Annotated in this window: 18 protein-coding genes; 10 read left to right on the top strand and 8 right to left on the bottom strand. The window is 73.1% G+C overall.

The genetic code is table 11. The annotated features are described in order from the left end of the window. Positions 1-312: 312 nt before the first annotated feature. The gene (locus ACZ56B_RS16180; protein WP_468790305.1) at positions 313-1,989 is read right to left on the bottom strand and encodes a fumarate hydratase; all 1,677 of its coding nucleotides are present in this window, start codon (positions 1,987-1,989) and stop codon (positions 313-315) included. 196 nt (positions 1,990-2,185) lie between these two features. Here ACZ56B_RS16180 and ACZ56B_RS16175 point away from each other — a divergent pair, with 196 nt between their 5' ends. Both ACZ56B_RS16175 and ACZ56B_RS16170 read left to right on the top strand, forming a co-directional pair. After that, positions 2,186-2,881, top strand: coding sequence for a DUF1707 SHOCT-like domain-containing protein (locus ACZ56B_RS16175; RefSeq protein ID WP_468790303.1), 696 nt, complete (start codon positions 2,186-2,188; stop codon positions 2,879-2,881). 172 nt (positions 2,882-3,053) lie between these two features. Further along, positions 3,054-3,431: a WhiB family transcriptional regulator gene (locus tag ACZ56B_RS16170; protein ID WP_468790301.1), complete on the top strand. Its 378-nt coding sequence runs from the start codon at positions 3,054-3,056 to the stop codon at positions 3,429-3,431. A 105-nt stretch (positions 3,432-3,536) separates the two neighbouring features. Here the strand turns inward: ACZ56B_RS16170 and glpX are convergent, their stop codons facing one another. After that, the gene (gene glpX, locus ACZ56B_RS16165; protein WP_468790299.1) at positions 3,537-4,571 is read right to left on the bottom strand and encodes a class II fructose-bisphosphatase; all 1,035 of its coding nucleotides are present in this window, start codon (positions 4,569-4,571) and stop codon (positions 3,537-3,539) included. A 144-nt stretch (positions 4,572-4,715) separates the two neighbouring features. On the opposite strand from glpX, the gene ACZ56B_RS16160 reads away from it, so the two are divergent. Further along, a complete protein-coding gene (locus tag ACZ56B_RS16160; protein ID WP_468790297.1) occupies positions 4,716-5,222 on the top strand; it encodes a DUF4245 domain-containing protein in 507 nt (168 codons plus the stop codon). Between the two features lie 81 nt (positions 5,223-5,303). Here ACZ56B_RS16160 and ACZ56B_RS16155 read toward each other — a convergent pair whose 3' ends face one another. The 3 genes from ACZ56B_RS16155 to xseA all read right to left on the bottom strand — a co-directional run bounded on the left by ACZ56B_RS16155 (position 5,304) and on the right by xseA (position 7,599). After that, positions 5,304-5,891, bottom strand: a complete 588-nt coding sequence (locus ACZ56B_RS16155) for a malonic semialdehyde reductase (protein WP_468790295.1) — start codon at positions 5,889-5,891, stop codon at positions 5,304-5,306. 217 nt (positions 5,892-6,108) lie between these two features. Beyond that, entirely contained in the window at positions 6,109-6,381 is a 273-nt protein-coding gene (locus ACZ56B_RS16150; RefSeq protein ID WP_468790293.1) for an exodeoxyribonuclease VII small subunit, read from the bottom strand. A 9-nt stretch (positions 6,382-6,390) separates the two neighbouring features. Further along, a complete protein-coding gene (gene xseA, locus ACZ56B_RS16145) occupies positions 6,391-7,599 on the bottom strand; it encodes an exodeoxyribonuclease VII large subunit (protein WP_468790292.1) in 1,209 nt (402 codons plus the stop codon). A gap of 64 nt (positions 7,600-7,663) precedes the next feature. On the opposite strand from xseA, the gene ACZ56B_RS16140 reads away from it, so the two are divergent. Further along, a complete protein-coding gene (locus tag ACZ56B_RS16140) occupies positions 7,664-8,692 on the top strand; it encodes a 4-hydroxy-3-methylbut-2-enyl diphosphate reductase (RefSeq protein ID WP_468790290.1) in 1,029 nt (342 codons plus the stop codon). A 106-nt stretch (positions 8,693-8,798) separates the two neighbouring features. Then, complete coding sequence (gene ppgK, locus ACZ56B_RS16135; protein WP_468790288.1) at positions 8,799-9,545, top strand: polyphosphate--glucose phosphotransferase; 747 nt, start codon at positions 8,799-8,801, stop codon at positions 9,543-9,545. A 55-nt stretch (positions 9,546-9,600) separates the two neighbouring features. Here ppgK and ACZ56B_RS16130 read toward each other — a convergent pair whose 3' ends face one another. Beyond that, positions 9,601-10,257, bottom strand: a complete 657-nt coding sequence (locus ACZ56B_RS16130; RefSeq protein ID WP_468790286.1) for a DUF6542 domain-containing protein — start codon at positions 10,255-10,257, stop codon at positions 9,601-9,603. Positions 10,258-10,437: 180 nt separating this feature from the next. On the opposite strand from ACZ56B_RS16130, the gene ychF reads away from it, so the two are divergent. After that, the gene (ychF, locus tag ACZ56B_RS16125) at positions 10,438-11,526 is read left to right on the top strand and encodes a redox-regulated ATPase YchF (protein ID WP_468790284.1); all 1,089 of its coding nucleotides are present in this window, start codon (positions 10,438-10,440) and stop codon (positions 11,524-11,526) included. Between the two features lie 369 nt (positions 11,527-11,895). Here the strand turns inward: ychF and ACZ56B_RS16120 are convergent, their stop codons facing one another. Next, positions 11,896-12,030, bottom strand: a complete 135-nt coding sequence (locus ACZ56B_RS16120; RefSeq protein WP_468790282.1) for a hypothetical protein — start codon at positions 12,028-12,030, stop codon at positions 11,896-11,898. Positions 12,031-12,335: 305 nt separating this feature from the next. Continuing rightward, on the bottom strand, positions 12,336-12,479 hold the full coding sequence (locus tag ACZ56B_RS16115; RefSeq protein ID WP_468790280.1) for a hypothetical protein: 144 nt from the start codon (positions 12,477-12,479) through the stop codon (positions 12,336-12,338). A gap of 445 nt (positions 12,480-12,924) precedes the next feature. Between ACZ56B_RS16115 and ACZ56B_RS16110 the strand changes: the two genes are divergently transcribed. The 4 genes from ACZ56B_RS16110 (at position 12,925) to ACZ56B_RS16095 (ending at position 16,366) form a co-directional block, all read left to right on the top strand. Further along, positions 12,925-13,263 (top strand): WhiB family transcriptional regulator, encoded by a 339-nt coding sequence (locus ACZ56B_RS16110; RefSeq protein ID WP_468790278.1) that lies wholly within the window; start codon positions 12,925-12,927, stop codon positions 13,261-13,263. Positions 13,264-13,547: 284 nt separating this feature from the next. After that, positions 13,548-13,958 (top strand): VOC family protein, encoded by a 411-nt coding sequence (locus tag ACZ56B_RS16105; RefSeq protein ID WP_468790276.1) that lies wholly within the window; start codon positions 13,548-13,550, stop codon positions 13,956-13,958. 84 nt (positions 13,959-14,042) lie between these two features. Then, positions 14,043-14,459 (top strand): helix-turn-helix domain-containing protein, encoded by a 417-nt coding sequence (locus ACZ56B_RS16100; protein WP_468790274.1) that lies wholly within the window; start codon positions 14,043-14,045, stop codon positions 14,457-14,459. A 314-nt stretch (positions 14,460-14,773) separates the two neighbouring features. Further along, positions 14,774-16,366 (top strand): S8 family peptidase, encoded by a 1,593-nt coding sequence (locus ACZ56B_RS16095; protein WP_468790272.1) that lies wholly within the window; start codon positions 14,774-14,776, stop codon positions 16,364-16,366. The last annotated feature ends 70 nt before the right edge of the window (positions 16,367-16,436 follow it).

The raw sequence follows: 16,436 nt of genomic DNA, 5'->3' as shown, positions 1-16,436 counted from the left end.
TGGGGTGTCCGCAGGCGCTCCCGTGATGGCATGCACATGTCGGACTGGTGGGAAGAGTCGCAGCAGCGGTTGAAAGAGGCAACGGATCCGGGGCCCGCACGGACAGGTTGTCCGAAAACGGCGATCCGGGTCCGCTATGCGGACGCTCGCCCCCGGGCGTGCACCCGTCGGCGGGCGTTCACCCGGAGGGGTGACGGTCCGGGCCGAACGCACCGGGCCGGGACCCCCGGACCGGGAACGACGGCGGGCCGGGAACGACGGCGGGCCGGCCCGGGAGCACCCGGACCGGCCCTGGACGCGTCGGCGCGGGCGTTACGCCAGACCCGGACCCCGCACCGGGATCGACGTGAACGTCGGCTGCGGCGCCGGGTCCTGGAAGAAGTCGTTGCCCTTGTCGTCGACGACGACGAACGCCGGGAAGTCCTCGACCTCGATCTTCCAGACGGCCTCCATGCCCAGCTCCTCGTACTCGAGGACCTCGACCTTCTTGATGCAGTCCTGGGCCAGGCGTGCCGCCGGGCCGCCGATGGAGCCGAGGTAGAAGCCGCCGTGCGCCTTGCACGCGTCGGTGACCTGCTTGCTGCGGTTGCCCTTGGCGAGCATCACCTTGGAGCCGCCCGCCGCCTGGAACTGCTCGACGTAGGAGTCCATCCGGCCGGCCGTGGTCGGACCGAAGGAGCCGGAGGCGTAGCCCTCGGGGGTCTTGGCCGGACCGGCGTAGTACACCGGGTGGTCCTTGAGGTACTGCGGCATCTCCTCGCCCGCGTCCAGCCGCTCCTTGATCTTGGCGTGCGCGATGTCGCGGGCGACGACCAGCGGGCCGGTGAGCGAGAGCCGGGTCTTCACCGGGTACTTGGTGAGCTCGGCCAGGATGTCGTCCATCGGCTGGTTGAGGTCGATCCGCACGACCTCCCCCTCGTCGGCCAGCTGCTCGTCCGTCGTCTCCGGCAGGAAGCGCGCCGGGTCCTTCTCCAGCTGCTCCAGGAAGACGCCCTCGGCGGTGATCTTCGCGACGGCCTGGCGGTCGGCGGAGCAGGAGACGGCGAGGGCGACCGGGCAGGACGCGCCGTGCCGGGGCAGGCGGATCACGCGCACGTCGTGGCAGAAGTACTTGCCGCCGAACTGCGCGCCGATGCCGATCCGCTGCGTCAGCTCGAAGACCTTCTCCTCCAGTTCCTTGTCCCGGAAGCCGTGGCCGAGCGGGGAGCCCTCGGTCGGCATGTTGTCCAGGTAGTGCGCGGAGGCGTACTTGGCGGTCTTCAGCGCGTACTCGGCCGAGGTGCCGCCGACGACGATCGCCAGGTGGTACGGCGGGCAGGCGGCCGTACCGAGCGAGCGGATCTTCTCCTCCAGGAACTTCATCATGGAGGCCTCGTTCAGGACGGCCTTGGTCTCCTGGTACAGGAAGCTCTTGTTGGCCGAGCCGCCGCCCTTGGCCATGAACAGGAACTTGTAGGCGTCGCCGTCGGTCGCGTACAGCTCGATCTGGGCGGGGAGGTTGGTGCCGGTGTTCTTCTCCTCCCACATGGTGAGCGGGGCCATCTGCGAGTAGCGCAGGTTCAGGTTCCGGTACGCGTCGTAGATGCCCCGGGACAGGGCCTCCTCGTCGCGGCCGCCGGTCAGCACGTTCTGGCCGCGCTTGCCCATGACGATCGCGGTGCCGGTGTCCTGGCACATGGGGAGCACGCCGGCCGCCGCGATGTTGGCGTTCTTCAGCAGGTCCAGGGCGACGAACTTGTCGTTGGCGCTGGCCTCCGGGTCGTCGATGATGCGGCGCAGCTGGGCGAGGTGCGCGGGGCGCAGGTAGTGCTGGATGTCCTTGACGGCCTCCTCGGCGAGCTTGCGCAGCGCCTCCGGCTCCACCTTGAGGAAGGTCCGCCCGTCGGCCTCGAAGGTGGAGACACCCTCGGAGGTCACCAGCCGGTAGGGGGTGGTGTCCTCCCCCGTGGGGAGCAGATCGGCGTACTCGAACTCAGGCATCTCGCCCATTCCTCACTCGACAGACGACGGCCCGCCTCCGTCGGCGGGCGCTCACCAGCGTAGGACCTGCCGCCGGGGGCGGACCTGTGAGGTTGTCCTCAGTCGTTCCCGGCGGTCGTTCCCGGCGGTCGTTCCCGGTGGTCGTTCCCGAGTTGTTCCCGGCGGGGGCTGGTCGCGATCTATCGCGTCTGGGTACGCTGTGACCGTGGACCTTCAGAAGCACGCCCAGCAGCCGGACACGGCTCCGCGCCCCGCCGAACTGCGCGCCTCGGACGCCGACCGCGACCGCGTCGCCGACCTCCTGCGCGAGGCCCTCGCGGAGGGCCGCCTGACCGCCGAGGAGCACGCCGAGCGCGTCGAGGGTGTGCTGGCCGCCAAGACGACCGGGGAGCTCGAGGCCTTCATCCGGGACCTCCCGGGCGCCCACCAGCGGGGCGCGGTCCACGCCTCCGTGCCCAGCCGCCCCACCGCCGGCGCGGTACCGGCGGACCCCGACGACAACGTGGTCGCGGTCTTCGGCTCCGCGGTCCGCAAGGGCCGCCGGCGGGCGGGCCGCCGCATCCACGCGTACGCGGTCTTCGGCAACGTCGAGATCGACCTCAGCGAGGCCCTCTTCGACCACCAGCAGGTGGTGATCAAGGCGTTCTCGGTCTTCGGCAACGTCGAGGTCCGGGTCCCGGAGAACGTGTCGCTGCGCGGCATGGGCGGCGGCGTCCTCGGCAACTTCGAGGTGGACACGCTGGACGCGGCCGATCCGCAGGCCCCCGTGGTCTACGTGGACGGCTGGGCGGTGCTGGGCAACGTCGAGGCGCGGCCCAAGCGCGGCAAGCTCGTGGCGGACATCCTCGACAAGGTGCAGCGTTCGGTCGACCGGGGTTTGCGCAGGCACCTGGACCGTTGACACCCGTGAACCGGTCGGGGCCAAGGCGCCCCGTCCGTGAGCGGCGGGGCGGTCCGGCGGTGAAATCCGGTGCCGGGCACGGCGGTTGGGGACTCAGTGCATAGGCGCGCGCACAGCGGGTAAGCCTTGCTGCATCGTGTCTCGCTCGCGAAGCCGTCGTCAGGAGTAGACCGTGCTGCAACCGCCGCATTCGTCCCTGCAGGTAGCCGCTGTTCCGGCCCAGCGAGGGGCTCCGCGAGACAGGGACCAGGACGCTCCCTGGCACACCGAGGCGGTGTGCCGGCGCGACGAGGCCGGGTTGTTCTTCGCCCCCTCGAAGGAACCGACCGCCGCCCGGCTCTCCCGCGAGGAGGCCGCCAAGCAGGTCTGCGCACGCTGTCCGGTGATGGTGGAGTGCCGCGAGCACGCCCTGCTCCAGCCCGAGCCCTACGGTGTCTGGGGCGGGCTGACCGCCGCCGAGCGCCGCGTGGTGCTGGCCCGGCGCCGGCGGCGCGAGATGGAACTGAAGAAGACGGCGCGCACGACGGGACGCATAGCCGCGGCCGGCTAGCCGGCCGCCGGCCGGCCGCGGGTGCGCGGAGGCCGCGGGGAGGCGAAAGGGGCGCCCTCTCCGCACCGGGGGCGCCCCTTCCTCACGACCGGGGCCTCGCGGACCTCACTTGGCGCGGTCGAAGTCGATCGCGCTGTACGCCCGCAGCTTGCTCAGCCGGTGCTCGGAGTCGATCCGGCGGACCGTGCCCGACTTGGAGCGCATCACGATCGAGTCGGTCGTGGCGGTCTCGGAGCGGTAGCGCACCCCGCGCAGCAGCTCGCCGTCGGTGATGCCGGTGGCCACGAAGAAGACGTTCTCGCCGGAGACCAGGTCGTCCGTGGTCAGCACCCGGTCCAGGTCGTGCCCGGCGTCGACGGCCCGCTGCCGCTCCTCGTCGTCCTTGGGCCACAGCTTGCCCTGGATGGTGCCGCCCAGGCACTTCACGGCGCAGGCCGAGATGATGCCCTCGGGGGTGCCGCCGACGCCGAGCAGCATGTCGATGCCGGTGCCCTCGCGCAGCGCGAGGATCGAGCCGGCCACGTCGCCGTCGGAGATCAGCTTGATGCGGGCACCGGTCTCCCGGATCTCCTTGATGACGCCCTCGTGCCGCGGCCGGTCCAGGATCACCACGGTGACGTCCTCGGGGGTGACCCGCTTGGCCTTGGCGACCCGGCGGATGTTCACGCTCACCGGCGCGTCGATGTCGACGAAGTCGGCGGCCTCGGGGCCGGTGACCAGCTTGTCCATGTAGAACACGGCCGAGGGGTCGAACATCGAGCCGCGTTCGGCGGCGGCCAGCACCGCGATCGCGTTCGTCATGCCCTTGGCGGTCAGCGTGGTGCCGTCGATCGGGTCGACGGCGATGTCGCACTCCGGCCCGGTCCCGTCGCCCACGCGCTCCCCGTTGAAGAGCATCGGGGCCTCGTCCTTCTCGCCCTCGCCGATGACGACGACGCCGTTCATCGAGACGGTGGAGACGAGGGTCCGCATGGCGCGCACCGCGGCGCCGTCGGCGCCGTTCTTGTCCCCGCGTCCGACCCAGCGGCCGGCGGCCATCGCGGCGGCTTCGGTGACCCGTACGAGCTCCAGGGCGAGGTTGCGGTCGGGGGCCTCGGAGGGCACATCGAGCTCGGACGGCAAGTGATGGTGTTCGGTCATCGGAGCGCACCTTTCTGTACGACGACGGCCGGATGAGGGTGTGGGTCACGACTCTATCGCCGGACAGACAATATGAGCAGGGCCCCCCACGGATGAGCGCACCGGGCACCTGCGACGATAGGAGGCGTGGCAGGAAAGAACAGCATGCAGAAAACGGCCCGGGACATGATCCTGTCCCTGGGGCTCATCGGACTCGTGGCGGGCTTCGTCTGGCTGTTCATCCCGCATGACGACAGCGCGCCCGACCTCCAGCGGGTGGACTACCGGGTCGACCTGCTCACCGCCCGTCGCGCCGCCTCCTACCCGGTGGCCGCCCCCGAGGGCCTGCCCGAGGCGTGGAAGCCCACCTCCGTCCGCTTCCGCAGCGACGAGGGCGACCACTGGCACCTCGGCTACCGGACTCCCGAGGGGCAGTACGCGGCGCTCGAGCAGTCCACCCAGAAGCGGCCGCTCTTCATCGAGGACGCGACGCAGGGCGCGCGGGAGACCGGGACCACCCAGCGGATTGACGGCAGGACCTGGACCCGGTACGAGGGCGGCCGCTACGACGCCCTGGTGCTCGAGGGCGACGACGGCTCGACCACGGTGGTGGCGGGCACGGCGTCGTTCGGGGAGCTGACGGAGATGGCCGAGGCGCTGCGGACCGGGTGACGGTGCCCGCCGCACGACGGGGCCCCGGCGGATCGACCGATCCGCCGGGGCCCCGTCGCGCGGCGGGCACCGTTCCCGGGCTCAGACGGTGGTGACGACCTGCTCGTACTCCAGGCGCGGGCTGCGCGGGAACCAGGCGTCCGGGCCGGGGCGGCCGATGTTGACGACCATCAGCGGGGTGTGGTCGTCGTCCAGGAACTCCTTGCGCACGCCCTCGAAGTCGAGGCCGGTCATCGGGCCGGCCGCCAGGCCGGCGGCGCGCACGCCGATGATGAAGTAGGCGGCCTGGAGGGCGGCGTTCAGCGCGGCGGAGCCCTCGCGCGCCGGGCGCTCGGAGAAGAGGTCCTTGGCCTGCGGGAAGTGCGGGAAGAGCTGCGGCAGCTCCTCGTGGAACTCGTTGTCCGCCGAGAGGATCGCGACCAGCGGGGCGGCGGCCGTCTTGGCCCGGTTGCCCTCGGCCAGGTGGGCGACCAGGCGCTCGCGGGCCTCGGGGGAGCGGACCAGGGTGATGCGCAGCGGCGACTGGTTCATGGAGGTCGGGCCGTACTTGACCAGGTCGTAGATCGCCCGCACCTGCTCGTCGGTCACCGGCTCGTCGGTGAACGTGTTCGCGGTGCGCGCCTCGCGGAACAGCAGGTCCTGGGCGGCGGAGTCAAGAACGAGAGACATGTGTGAACTTTCTCGGAGGGACGTCGGTGCCGTGCGTCCGCGTGGGGACGCGGGACGTCCGTGCGGGGAGCACGGCACCGGCTGACACGGACGACCGTACGCGCAAGAAGTTCAACTTTCAACTTCACCCGGAGTCCGTGGTCCACCTCACCGGCGCCGCGGGGGCGGGAGCACCCGCGGGCGCCCTCCGCCCCCCCCGGCCCCGGGCCCGCGCGACCTACTCGGCCGCCTCGGCGTCCCCGGCGTCCTCCGTCCCGGACTCCTCCGCCAGCGCCGCGTCCAGCCGCGCCCGCGCACCGTCCAGCCAGCGCCGGCACACCCCGGCCAGCTCCTCGCCCCGCTCCCAGAGCGCGAGGGACTCCTCCAGCGTCGTGCCGCCCGCCTCCAGCCGCCGTACGACCTCGATCAACTCGTCCCGCGCCTGCTCGTACCCGAGCACCTCGGACTCCACCGCCTGCTCCGTCCCGCCCGTCCTGGTCCTGCCGGTCATCCGCCCACCCTACGCATCGACCCGTACCGTGAACTCGCCCTCGGACACCCGCGCCCGCAACGCCTCACCGGCCGCCACCTCGCCCGGGGCGCGCACCGCCTGCCCGTCGGCCCGCTGGAGGACGGCGTACCCGCGCCTCAGGGTCGCGGCGGGGGACAGCGCCACCACCCGCGCGTGGGTGTGCGCCAGCTCGGAGTCGGCCCGGTCCAGCTGGTGCCGCAGCGAACGCCGCCCCCGTTCGAGCAGCGCCGTGACCTCCTCGGCCCGGGTGTCGACCATCCGGTGCGGATCCTGCAGCGAGGGCCGGGCCAGCGCCTGGGCCAGCCCGCGCTCCTCCCGGTCCACCAGCGCCCGGACGCAGCGCCGCGCGCGGTCGCGCAGCATCCGCACCCGCTCGTGCTCCTCGCCCACGTCCGGGACGACCTTCTTGGCCGCGTCGGTCGGGGTGGACGCGCGCAGGTCGGCGACGTGGTCCAGCAGCGGGTTGTCCGGCTCGTGGCCGATCGCGGAGACCACCGGCGTACGGCAGGCGGCCACGGCCCGCACCAGCTGCTCGTCGGAGAACGGCAGCAGGTCCTCCACACTGCCGCCGCCGCGCGCCACGATGATCACGTCCACCTCGTCCAGCGCGTCCAGCTCCTTCACGGCCTGGACGACCTGCGGCACCGCGTGCACCCCCTGCACGGCGACGTTGCGCACCTCGAAGCGGACGGCGGGCCAGCGGTGCCGGGCGTTCTCCAGCACGTCCCGCTCGGCGGCCGAGGCGCGCCCGCACACCAGCCCGATCCGCTGGGGCAGGAACGGCAGCGGCTTCTTCCGCTCCGGCGCGAACAGCCCCTCCCGGTCGAGGGACTTCTTCAGCTGCTCGAGCCGCGCGAGCAGCTCCCCGACCCCCACCGGCCGGATCTCGGCGGCCCGCAGCGACAGCTGCCCGCGCGGGGCGTACCACTCGGGCTTGCAGTGCACCACCACCCGCGCGCCCTCGCCCACCACGTCCGCCACCGCGTCGAACACCCGCCGGTAGCAGGTCACGCCCACGGAGATGTCGTGCGACGGGTCCCGCAGCGTCAGGAACACCACCCCGGCGCCCGGCCGCCGCGACAGCTGGGTGATCTGCCCCTCGACCCACACCGCGCCGAGCCGGTCGATCCACCCTCCGATGAGCCGCGACACCTCGCCGACCGGCAGGGGCGCTTCCGCAGACGTGTTGACAGCCATGCCGCGAGGGTAGTGCGCCCCGCCGACAACGCACCGTGATCGGCTCCCGGGCCCGGCCCTTACGATGGGACGCATGACCGCTTCGCCTGGCCGCCGTGTCCTGCTCGCCGCCCCCCGGGGCTACTGCGCGGGGGTCGACCGCGCCGTGATCGCCGTCGAGAAGGCCCTGGAGCAGTACGGGGCCCCCGTCTACGTCCGGCACGAGATCGTGCACAACAAGTACGTCGTGCAGACCCTGGAGAAGAAGGGCGCCGTCTTCGTCGAGCGGACGGAGGAGGTCCCGCCGGGCAACATCGTGATGTTCTCCGCGCACGGCGTGGCGCCCGTCGTCCACGAGGAGGCCGCACGCGGCCGGCTCGCCACCATCGACGCCACCTGCCCGCTGGTCACCAAGGTGCACAAGGAGGCGGTCCGGTTCGCCAAGGAGGACTACGACATCCTCCTGATCGGGCACGAGGGCCACGAGGAGGTCATCGGCACCTCGGGCGAGGCCCCCGACCACATCCAGCTCGTCGACGGCCCCGAGGACGTCGCCAAGGTGGAGGTCCGCGACCCGTCCAAGGTGGTCTGGCTCTCCCAGACCACCCTCTCCGTCGACGAGACCATGGAGACCGTCGACGCCCTGAAGGAGAAGTTCCCCCAGCTGGTCTCGCCGCCCAGCGACGACATCTGCTACGCCACCCAGAACCGCCAGCTCGCGGTCAAGCAGATGGGCGCCGAGGCGGACCTGGTGATCGTGGTCGGCTCGCGCAACTCCTCCAACTCCAAGCGGCTGGTGGAGGTCGCCAAGCTCGCGGGCGCCCGCGCGGCGTACCTGGTCGACTTCGCCGACGAGATCGACGAGGCCTGGCTGGAGGGCGTGGGCACGGTCGGCGTCACCTCGGGCGCCTCGGTGCCGGAGGTGCTGGTCGAGCAGGTGCTGGAGTGGCTGGCGCGGCGCGGTTTCGAGGACGTGGAGATCGTCAAGGCGGCCGAGGAGTCCATCACCTTCTCGCTCCCGAAGGAGCTGCGCCGCGACCTGCGCGAGGAGGCGGCGGCCCTGGTGGCCGAGCGCGGCGGCTCCGGGACGCCCGGCGCGGACTCCGGGAAGTGACGGGGGCGGTCGCGGGACGGGTCGCGTCCGGCCGGCCCGCGACCGGGCCCGTGAGGGCTCCGCGGCCGTCTCCCTGACGGCCCGCCGCACGTCGTAACGTGGGGCCATGGAGATCTTCGGCGTGGACATCGGCGGATCCGGCATCAAGGGTGCCCCGGTCGACCTGGACGACGGGGACCTGGCGCAGGAGCGCTGCAAGGTCCTCACCCCGCACCCCGCCACGCCGGACGCGGTGGCGGACGGCGTCAAGGAGGTCGTCGACCACTTCGGCTGGACCGGCCCGGTCGGCGTCACCTTCCCCGGAGTGGTCACCGGCGGCACCACGATCCGCTCGGCGGCCAACGTCGACAAGAGCTGGATCGACGTCGACGCGCGCGTGCTGCTCGGCGACCGCCTGGGCGGCCTGCCGGTGACGGTGGTGAACGACGCGGACGCGGCCGGTGTGGCCGAGATGCACTTCGGCGCCGGCCGGCACCGCAGGGGCACCGTGATCCTGCTGACCTTCGGCACCGGCATCGGCAGCGCCCTGTTCGTGGACGGCGTCCTCGTCCCCAACACCGAGCTGGGCCACCTGGAGCTGCGCGGTCACGACGCGGAGAAGCGCGCCTCCAGCAAGGCCAAGGAGGACCACGGCCTGTCGTGGGGGGAGTGGGCGCACCGCGTGCAGAAGTACCTGGCCCACGTGGAGATGCTGTTCTCGCCGGAGCTGTTCATCATCGGCGGGGGCGTCAGCCGCAAGGCCCAGAAGTTCCTGCCCCGCATCGAGGGCATCAAGGCCGAGATCGTCCCGGCGCAGCTGCAGAACAACGCGGGCATCGTGGGGGCGGCGATGCGGGCGGCCACGGGCGCGTAGCGGAGCGCGGGGCGCCCCGGGCGCGCACGGGCTTCGCCCGCGGCACCCGGCGCCTTCACCCCCGCGGCCGGTCCTGCGCGGCCCTCCGGCTGGCCGTGCGGATCCTGCGGGCCCTGCGGCCGAGCACGACCAGCCCGGCGGCGAGCGTCCCCCCGTACAGCCAGCCGGCCTGCGTCGCGAGGCCCGTCACCAGTCCCATCAGCCGGCCGCCGGTCCCGTCGCCGCCGTCGCCGGCCAGCGGGACCAGGCCCACGGCGAAGGCGATCGGCACGACGACGGGCGTGGTGAGCAGGTCGCCCTCGCGCACCCAGACCGCGGTCAGCACGCACACCGGCAGGAACAGCACGCCGTACACCGTCCGGGGCGCCCCGGACACCGCGGCGACCAGGAGCCCGAGGGCGAGCATCACCAGCCCGCAGAACAGGCCGCCGCCCAGTCCGGTGAGCCGCGGGCGGGGCAGCCGCCCGGCGGCCGGCGCGGGAGCGGGGCGCCGCCCGGGCGCCGGCCGGCGCCGCGGCACACGGGCGGGCCGTTCGGGCCGGACGGACCGCGCGACGCCGCCGCCCGCCGCCCGTCCCGCCTGCGGGGGCAGCCGGGACCCGGACGCCCCGGGCACCCCCTGTGACCTGGGCGGCCGGGGCGGCTTGGACGGCCTGGGCGGCGTGTCGCGTCGCGGTCCGTGCTGCGCGGGTCGCGTCCTGGGGTGCTCCATTGGACCAACTTAGGTCGTTTTATGTGCCGAACGGCCCCTCAGACACGCCGTGGACCACAGCTCGGCCGGACTTCGACGCACCGCCGGGGTGCGGGCGGGCACGCCGTAGACTGGTGGATCGGCCCACGCAGCCCAGTCGGCGGGTCCTCGCCCCCAACCTCACGTACGGGAAGTCGCAACGTGTCGCTCACGATCGGAATCGTCGGTCTGCCGAATGTCGGCAAGTCGACCCTGTTCAACGCCCTGACCAAGAACGACGTGCTGGCGGCCAACTACCCGTTCGCCACGATCGAGCCCAACGTCGGCATCGTCGGTGTCCCCGACGCCCGGCTGGCCGCGCTGGCCGAGATCTTCGGCTCCCAGCGCGTGCTTCCGGCCACGGTCGACTTCGTCGACATCGCCGGCATCGTGCGCGGCGCCAGCGAGGGCGAGGGGCTCGGCAACAAGTTCCTGGCGAACATCCGCGAGTCCGACGCGATCTGCCAGGTCATCCGCGCCTTCAAGGACGAGAACGTCGTGCACGTCGACGGCAAGGTCTCGCCGAAGGACGACATCGAGACGATCAACACCGAGCTGATCCTCGCCGACCTCCAGACCATCGAGAAGGTCCTGCCGCGCCTGCAGAAGGAGTCGCGGATCAAGAAGGACGTCCAGCCCAAGGTCAAGGCGGTCGAGGAGGCCAAGGAGATCCTGGAGAAGGGCGACACGCTCTTCGCGCACGGCATCGTCCAGGGCAGCGAGCGCGCCGAGCTCCTGCACGACCTGCACCTGCTCACCGCCAAGCCCTTCCTCTACGTCTTCAACGTCGACGAGGACGAGCTGGTCGACGAGGACTTCAAGAACGAGCAGCGCGCCCTGGTCGCCCCCGCCGAGGCGATCTTCCTCAACGCCAAGCTGGAGGCGGACCTCGCCGAACTGGACGAGGAGGACGCGCTCGAGCTGCTGGAGTCCGTCGGCGCCGAGGAGCCCGGCCTCGCCACCCTCGCCCGCGTCGGCTTCGACACCCTCGGCCTGCAGACGTACCTCACGGCCGGCCCGAAGGAAGCCCGCGCCTGGACCATCAAGAAGGGCGCCACCGCCCCCGAGGCCGCCGGTGTCATCCACACCGACTTCCAGAAGGGCTTCATCAAGGCCGAGGTCATCTCCTTCGAGGACCTCGTCGAGGCCGGCTCGGTCGCCGAGGCCCGCGCCCGGGGCCGGGCGCGCATGGAGGGCAAGGACTACGTGATGCAGGACGGCGACGTGGTCGAGTTCAGGTTCAACGTCTGACGCGTTCGGCGAAAGGCCGCCCGACCCGCGGTGGAGCGGGTCGGGCGGCCTTTCGCGGTCCGCGCGGAGTCCGCAGCGCGCCGGACGAGCCCGGCACGCGGGGAAGCGGTTGCGCCGCTTCGTCGACCTGCGGCCGGGCATCGGCGGACTGGTCCCCGTACGCCTTGCCGACGGCGGGCCGGGTCCGCTCCTCGGAGGCGGGCCGCGGGTGGGCGCGGATGTCCGGCGTCATGGTCGCGTCGGTGCGGCCGAGACGCCCGGAGATCGACACACCCCTGGTGAGGCATGTCCTCCGGGGAACAGCGGAGGTGTTCCCCCGGGGAACGCCCGACTCGTTGTCAGGACCACGGGTCGTCGCGGTCTTCGACGTCAGCCGTGCCGGGGCGCGGCATCGTGCGCGGGCCACGGTGAAGGCCGCTGCCCCCTGGCGGTCTCGACCGCGCGCATCCACGGCAGCGGCGCCATCGACCGGGCCGTCTCGTCGGTGGCGAGGTCGTCCGGCACGGCGCGCGGTTCGTCCCGGCCGTGAAGCCGGGCTGTCCCGTCGAAGACGCTTCCGCAGGATGCGCACGGAGCGGGAAACGATCACGTGCGACCCGGGAGCGGACCTCGCTCAGCACCCGCCCGGGCGTTGGTCCCCGCAGTGCGGCCCGATGCCCTCGCCGCCCGTGGCGGCGAGGCCGCGCGGGCCGGGGTGCGACACCTGGTGCCCGAGGCGTCGGGCGGGTACGGCGTCCGGGACGTCCCCGGTACGTCCTCCCCCGGCGCGGGGCCGACCCAGCAGTCGACTGATCACGCAGGACACGGTGTCAGCCCGTGTGCGGGGTCAAGTCGAGCACCACGTAGCCGTGGTGCTCGCGCCCGTGCGGCGAGCGGACGGTCGAGACGAATGCCTCGGCGGTGATCCGACGGTTCGCGTGGGCACTCAGCGGGCTGGTGACTTCGTGATCCACGCGTGCCGTGATGACACCCCGGTCGGCCGTCCCGGTCTCCACCGTTCCCCGCAGCACACCGCCGCCGACGGGCCCGCCCGTCAACCGTTCCGCGTGTTCCCCGGGCTGCGCGGCGCGCAGCGCATCCCGGCACCGCTGGGCGTTTCTCGAGCCGAGGCGGGAGGCCCGCACACCGTTGTACGGCGAACTCCAGGTCAGGCTGACATCGGTGCCCGAGTCAGCGAGTACCTCCGTCAGTCAGGTCGGCGAGACGGTTGGCTGTGCGCGCTGCGGCACCGTGGCCGAGGCGGCAGGAGAGGGGACGTACCGCCCGAAGGGCGATGAATCACCGGATGTCGCGCCATGGGGTGCGACGTACAGTGGAGAGCACGACCTCTGCCGGGCCTGCGGTACCGCCGTGCCGCAGCCACCCGCCGGCCCGGCCGGCACAACGCGGAGGATCGATGTGCTTACTCGTTCCTTTCCCTTCGGCGCCGAGTCGCCCGCCGCTCATGCGTGGACCCGTGAGGCCGCCTGCGTCGATGAGGACCCCGAACTGTTCTTCCCCCTGGACGAACGGGAGGCCGACCCGCAGGTCGCCGCCGCCCGGGCGGTCTGCCGCCGCTGCCGCGTCCTGCTCGCCTGCCGCTCCTGGGCCCTCGAGCACGGGGAGGACTCCGGCATCTGGGGCGGGACCACCGCCGGGCAGCGCCGCGCCATCAGCCGGGCGCTGCTCGACGACTCGGTGGGCGAGCGGCTCCGGATCGGGCGGCGCGGCCCGGGGGGCGACGACCCGGGCTCGTGAGCGCGCGGTGGTGGCCCGCCCCCGCACCGCACCCGGACGGCGGCGGGCCGGCGCCCGGCACCCGCCCCGGGGCCGGCGCCGCCGTCCGGGCCGTCCCGGGGGGAAGCGCGTACGGCAGGTGACCCTTCGTCCGGTACGCACGGCACGTGGTCCGGTCCCGTCCGGCGGCGGGTCGCACGGGAGGGCCGGTCCGGGGGCGCCGCCCTCCGGTGCCGGGCGGGTCGGGCCGCATCGGTCAGGAACGGAGAAGCGCGGGTCACCGGGCCGCTCCTAGCCTGATCCGCATGGACATCACCATTCACACGACCTTCCTCCCGCACGACGACCCGGACGCGTCCCTGGCCTTCTACCGCGACGTCCTCGGCTTCGAGGTCCGCAGCGACGTCGGGCAGGGCAGGATGCGCTGGATCACGGTCGGTCCCGCCGGCCGGCCCGGCACGTCCATCCTCCTGGCGCCGCCGGCCGCCGACCCCGGGATCACCGAGGACGAGCGCCGCACCATCGCGGAGATGATGGCCAAGGGCACCTACGGCTGGATCCTGCTGGCCACCCCGGACCTCGACGGCACGTTCGAGAAGGTCCAGGCCCACGACGTCGAGGTCGTCCAGGAGCCGACCGAGCAGCCGTACGGCGTCCGCGACTGCGCCTTCCGCGACCCCGCGGGCAACCTGGTCCGCATCCAGGAGCTCCGCTGAGCCGTCCGGCCGCTCCGCCGCCGGGCACCTCGCCGCCCGTTCCGGCGTGCGCCCGGCGAGAACCCGACGAGAAGGAGCCCTGCCATGTGCCACCCCTCGTGGGGGCGCGCCCGCGCCGAGGCGCAGCACCTGAGCGACCTCGCCCGCCTGCGCCGCGTCCGCGACCGGATCGACCGGGAGTACGCCCGGCCGCTCGACGTCCTGGCGCTGGCCCGCGAGGCGGGCATGGCCCCCGGGCACCTCGGCCGCCGGTTCCGGCTGGCCTACGGCCGTTCGCCGTACGCGTACCTGACGGCGCGTCGCGTCGAGCGCGCGGCCGCGCCGCCGGTCCACGGCGGCCCCGGCGTCACCGAGGCGGGCTCCGCGGCCGGCTGCCCGTCGCCGGCCGCCTTCGGCGCCCGCTCCACCGGACCGGCCGGCGTGCCGCCGGGCGCCCACCGGTCCGAGCCCCGGGTGCCGGCACTCCCCCTGGCGGCACCGTCCCGCCCGCGCGGGGCCTGAGGGGCGCGGCCCCCCTGCGCGGCGGCCGCCGGTCCGGCCGGCCGCCGCCGCGCCGCCTCCGCCGCCGGCGGACGTTCGGAACATGGCCGGAAAAACGTGACAGAAGCACGACGGGGCCCGCGCGTTCGCGCAGGGCCCTTGTGCAATTCCTGTGAACCCCTCAATCTTTCGGCGGGAGCACGGGTCCGTCCGTCCCTTATTGACATGATCATGTCATTCACGGGGTCGCTTCGTCACGCCCGCGGCCCGTGCGCCACCGATCGAACGCACCGCCCCCCACAGCAGCGCACCACCGATCGAGGAGGACCCCTCAGATGGCAGTGATGCGTCACCACCGGCGGAGCACCACCCGAAGACTCACCACCCTCGGCGCGGCGACCGCCGCCACCCTCGTCGCCGGCCTCTTCTCCGCCCTCCCCGCGGGCGCCGCGCCGGCCGCGCCCGAAGGCCGCGTCCAGTACGCGGGCGCCGCGAACGCCGTCGCCGGCAGCTACATCGTGACCCTCGAGGCGGACGAGGCCCGTTCCGGCTCCGCCGAGGGCCGTGCCCTGGCGGAGAAGTACGGCGCCGAGATCGAGCGGACCTACACCAAGGCCCTGAACGGCTACGAGGTCGAGGCCTCCGAGAGCGAGGCCAAGCGCCTCGCCGCCGACCCGGCCGTCGCCTCGGTGGTCCAGAACCGCACCTTCCGCATCACCGGAACCCAGCCCGGTCCGCCCTCCTGGGGCCTGGACCGGATCGACCAGAAGAGCCTCCCGCTGAACAGCTCCTACACCTACCCGGACTCGGCCGGGGAGGGCGTGACGGCGTACGTCATCGACACCGGCGTCCGCATCACCCACAGCGACTTCGGCGGCCGCGCCTCCAACGGCTACGACGCGATCGACAACGACAACACCGCCCAGGACGGCCACGGCCACGGCACCCACGTCGCCGGCACGGTCGCGGGCAGCGCCCACGGGGTCGCCAAGAAGGCGAAGGTCGTCGGCGTCCGGGTGCTGAACAACTCCGGCTCCGGCACCACCGCCCAGGTCGTCGCCGGCATCGACTGGGTGGCGCGGAACGCGGTCAAGCCGGCCGTCGCCAACATGTCCCTGGGCGGCGGCGCCGACACCGCCCTCGACGCGGCCGTCCGGGGCGCCGTCAACTCCGGCATCACCTTCGTCGTCGCGGCCGGCAACGAGTCCACCAACGCCTCCACCAAGTCCCCGGCCCGCGTCACCGAGGCGATCACCGTCGGCGCCACCACGTCGAGCGACGCCCGCGCCAGCTACTCCAACTACGGCTCCGTCCTGGACCTGTTCGCGCCGGGCTCCTCCATCACCTCCGCCTGGCGCACCAGCGACACGGCGACCAGCACCATCTCCGGCACGTCCATGGCGAGCCCGCACGTCGCCGGTGCCGCCGCCCTCCACCTGGCCGACCACCCCTCGGCCACCCCCGCCCAGGTCTCCTCCGCGCTGACCTCCGCCGCCACCACCGGCGTCGTCGGCAACCCGGGCAGCGGCTCGCCCAACCGCCTGCTGTACGTGGGCGACGGGGGCACCACCCCGCCCCCGACCGGCGACCGCTTCGAGAACACCACCGACTACACCGTCGCCGACAACGCCACCGTCGAGTCCCCGGTGACCGTCTCCGGCGTGTCCGGCAACGCGCCCTCGGACCTGGCGGTCGAGGTCGACATCACCCACACCTACATCGGTGACCTCCAGGTCCAGCTGATCGCCCCGGACGGCACGGCGTACACGCTGAAGTCGTACGGCACCGGCGGCAGCGCGGACGACATCAGGACCACGTACACCGTCGACGCCTCCTCAAAGACGGCGAACGGCACCTGGAAGCTGCGGGTCAGCGACAACGCGTGGTGGGACTCCGGGCGCCTCAACGGCTGGGCCCTGCAGTTCTGACGCGGTGAAGTGCTCCTGAGACCGCGTGCGGCTCCCGGAGCCGCACGCGGCGCACGGACGCCCCGCCCCC

This window comes from Streptomyces sp. NPDC034670 (assembly GCF_055574875.1).
The sequence above is the reverse complement of the archived record's forward strand: the minus strand, read 5'-3'. Positions and strand labels throughout refer to the sequence as shown.

What these genes read in the sequence shown, in the direction of transcription:
- ACZ56B_RS16180 (WP_468790305.1), bottom strand. Translation starts at nt 1,989, where the DNA reads ATGGGCGAGATGCCTGAGTTCGAGTACGCCGATCTGCTCCCCACGGGG.
- glpX (WP_468790299.1), bottom strand. Translation starts at nt 4,571, where the DNA reads ATGACCGAACACCATCACTTGCCGTCCGAGCTCGATGTGCCCTCCGAG.
- ACZ56B_RS16160 (WP_468790297.1), top strand. Translation starts at nt 4,716, where the DNA reads ATGCAGAAAACGGCCCGGGACATGATCCTGTCCCTGGGGCTCATCGGA.
- ACZ56B_RS16155 (WP_468790295.1), bottom strand. Translation starts at nt 5,891, where the DNA reads ATGTCTCTCGTTCTTGACTCCGCCGCCCAGGACCTGCTGTTCCGCGAG.
- ACZ56B_RS16150 (WP_468790293.1), bottom strand. Translation starts at nt 6,381, where the DNA reads ATGACCGGCAGGACCAGGACGGGCGGGACGGAGCAGGCGGTGGAGTCC.
- xseA (WP_468790292.1), bottom strand. Translation starts at nt 7,599, where the DNA reads ATGGCTGTCAACACGTCTGCGGAAGCGCCCCTGCCGGTCGGCGAGGTG.
- ACZ56B_RS16140 (WP_468790290.1), top strand. Translation starts at nt 7,664, where the DNA reads ATGGGACGCATGACCGCTTCGCCTGGCCGCCGTGTCCTGCTCGCCGCC.
- ppgK (WP_468790288.1), top strand. Translation starts at nt 8,799, where the DNA reads ATGGAGATCTTCGGCGTGGACATCGGCGGATCCGGCATCAAGGGTGCC.
- ACZ56B_RS16130 (WP_468790286.1), bottom strand. Translation starts at nt 10,257, where the DNA reads ATGGAGCACCCCAGGACGCGACCCGCGCAGCACGGACCGCGACGCGAC.
- ACZ56B_RS16105 (WP_468790276.1), top strand. Translation starts at nt 13,548, where the DNA reads ATGGACATCACCATTCACACGACCTTCCTCCCGCACGACGACCCGGAC.
- ACZ56B_RS16100 (WP_468790274.1), top strand. Translation starts at nt 14,043, where the DNA reads ATGTGCCACCCCTCGTGGGGGCGCGCCCGCGCCGAGGCGCAGCACCTG.
- ACZ56B_RS16095 (WP_468790272.1), top strand. Translation starts at nt 14,774, where the DNA reads ATGGCAGTGATGCGTCACCACCGGCGGAGCACCACCCGAAGACTCACC.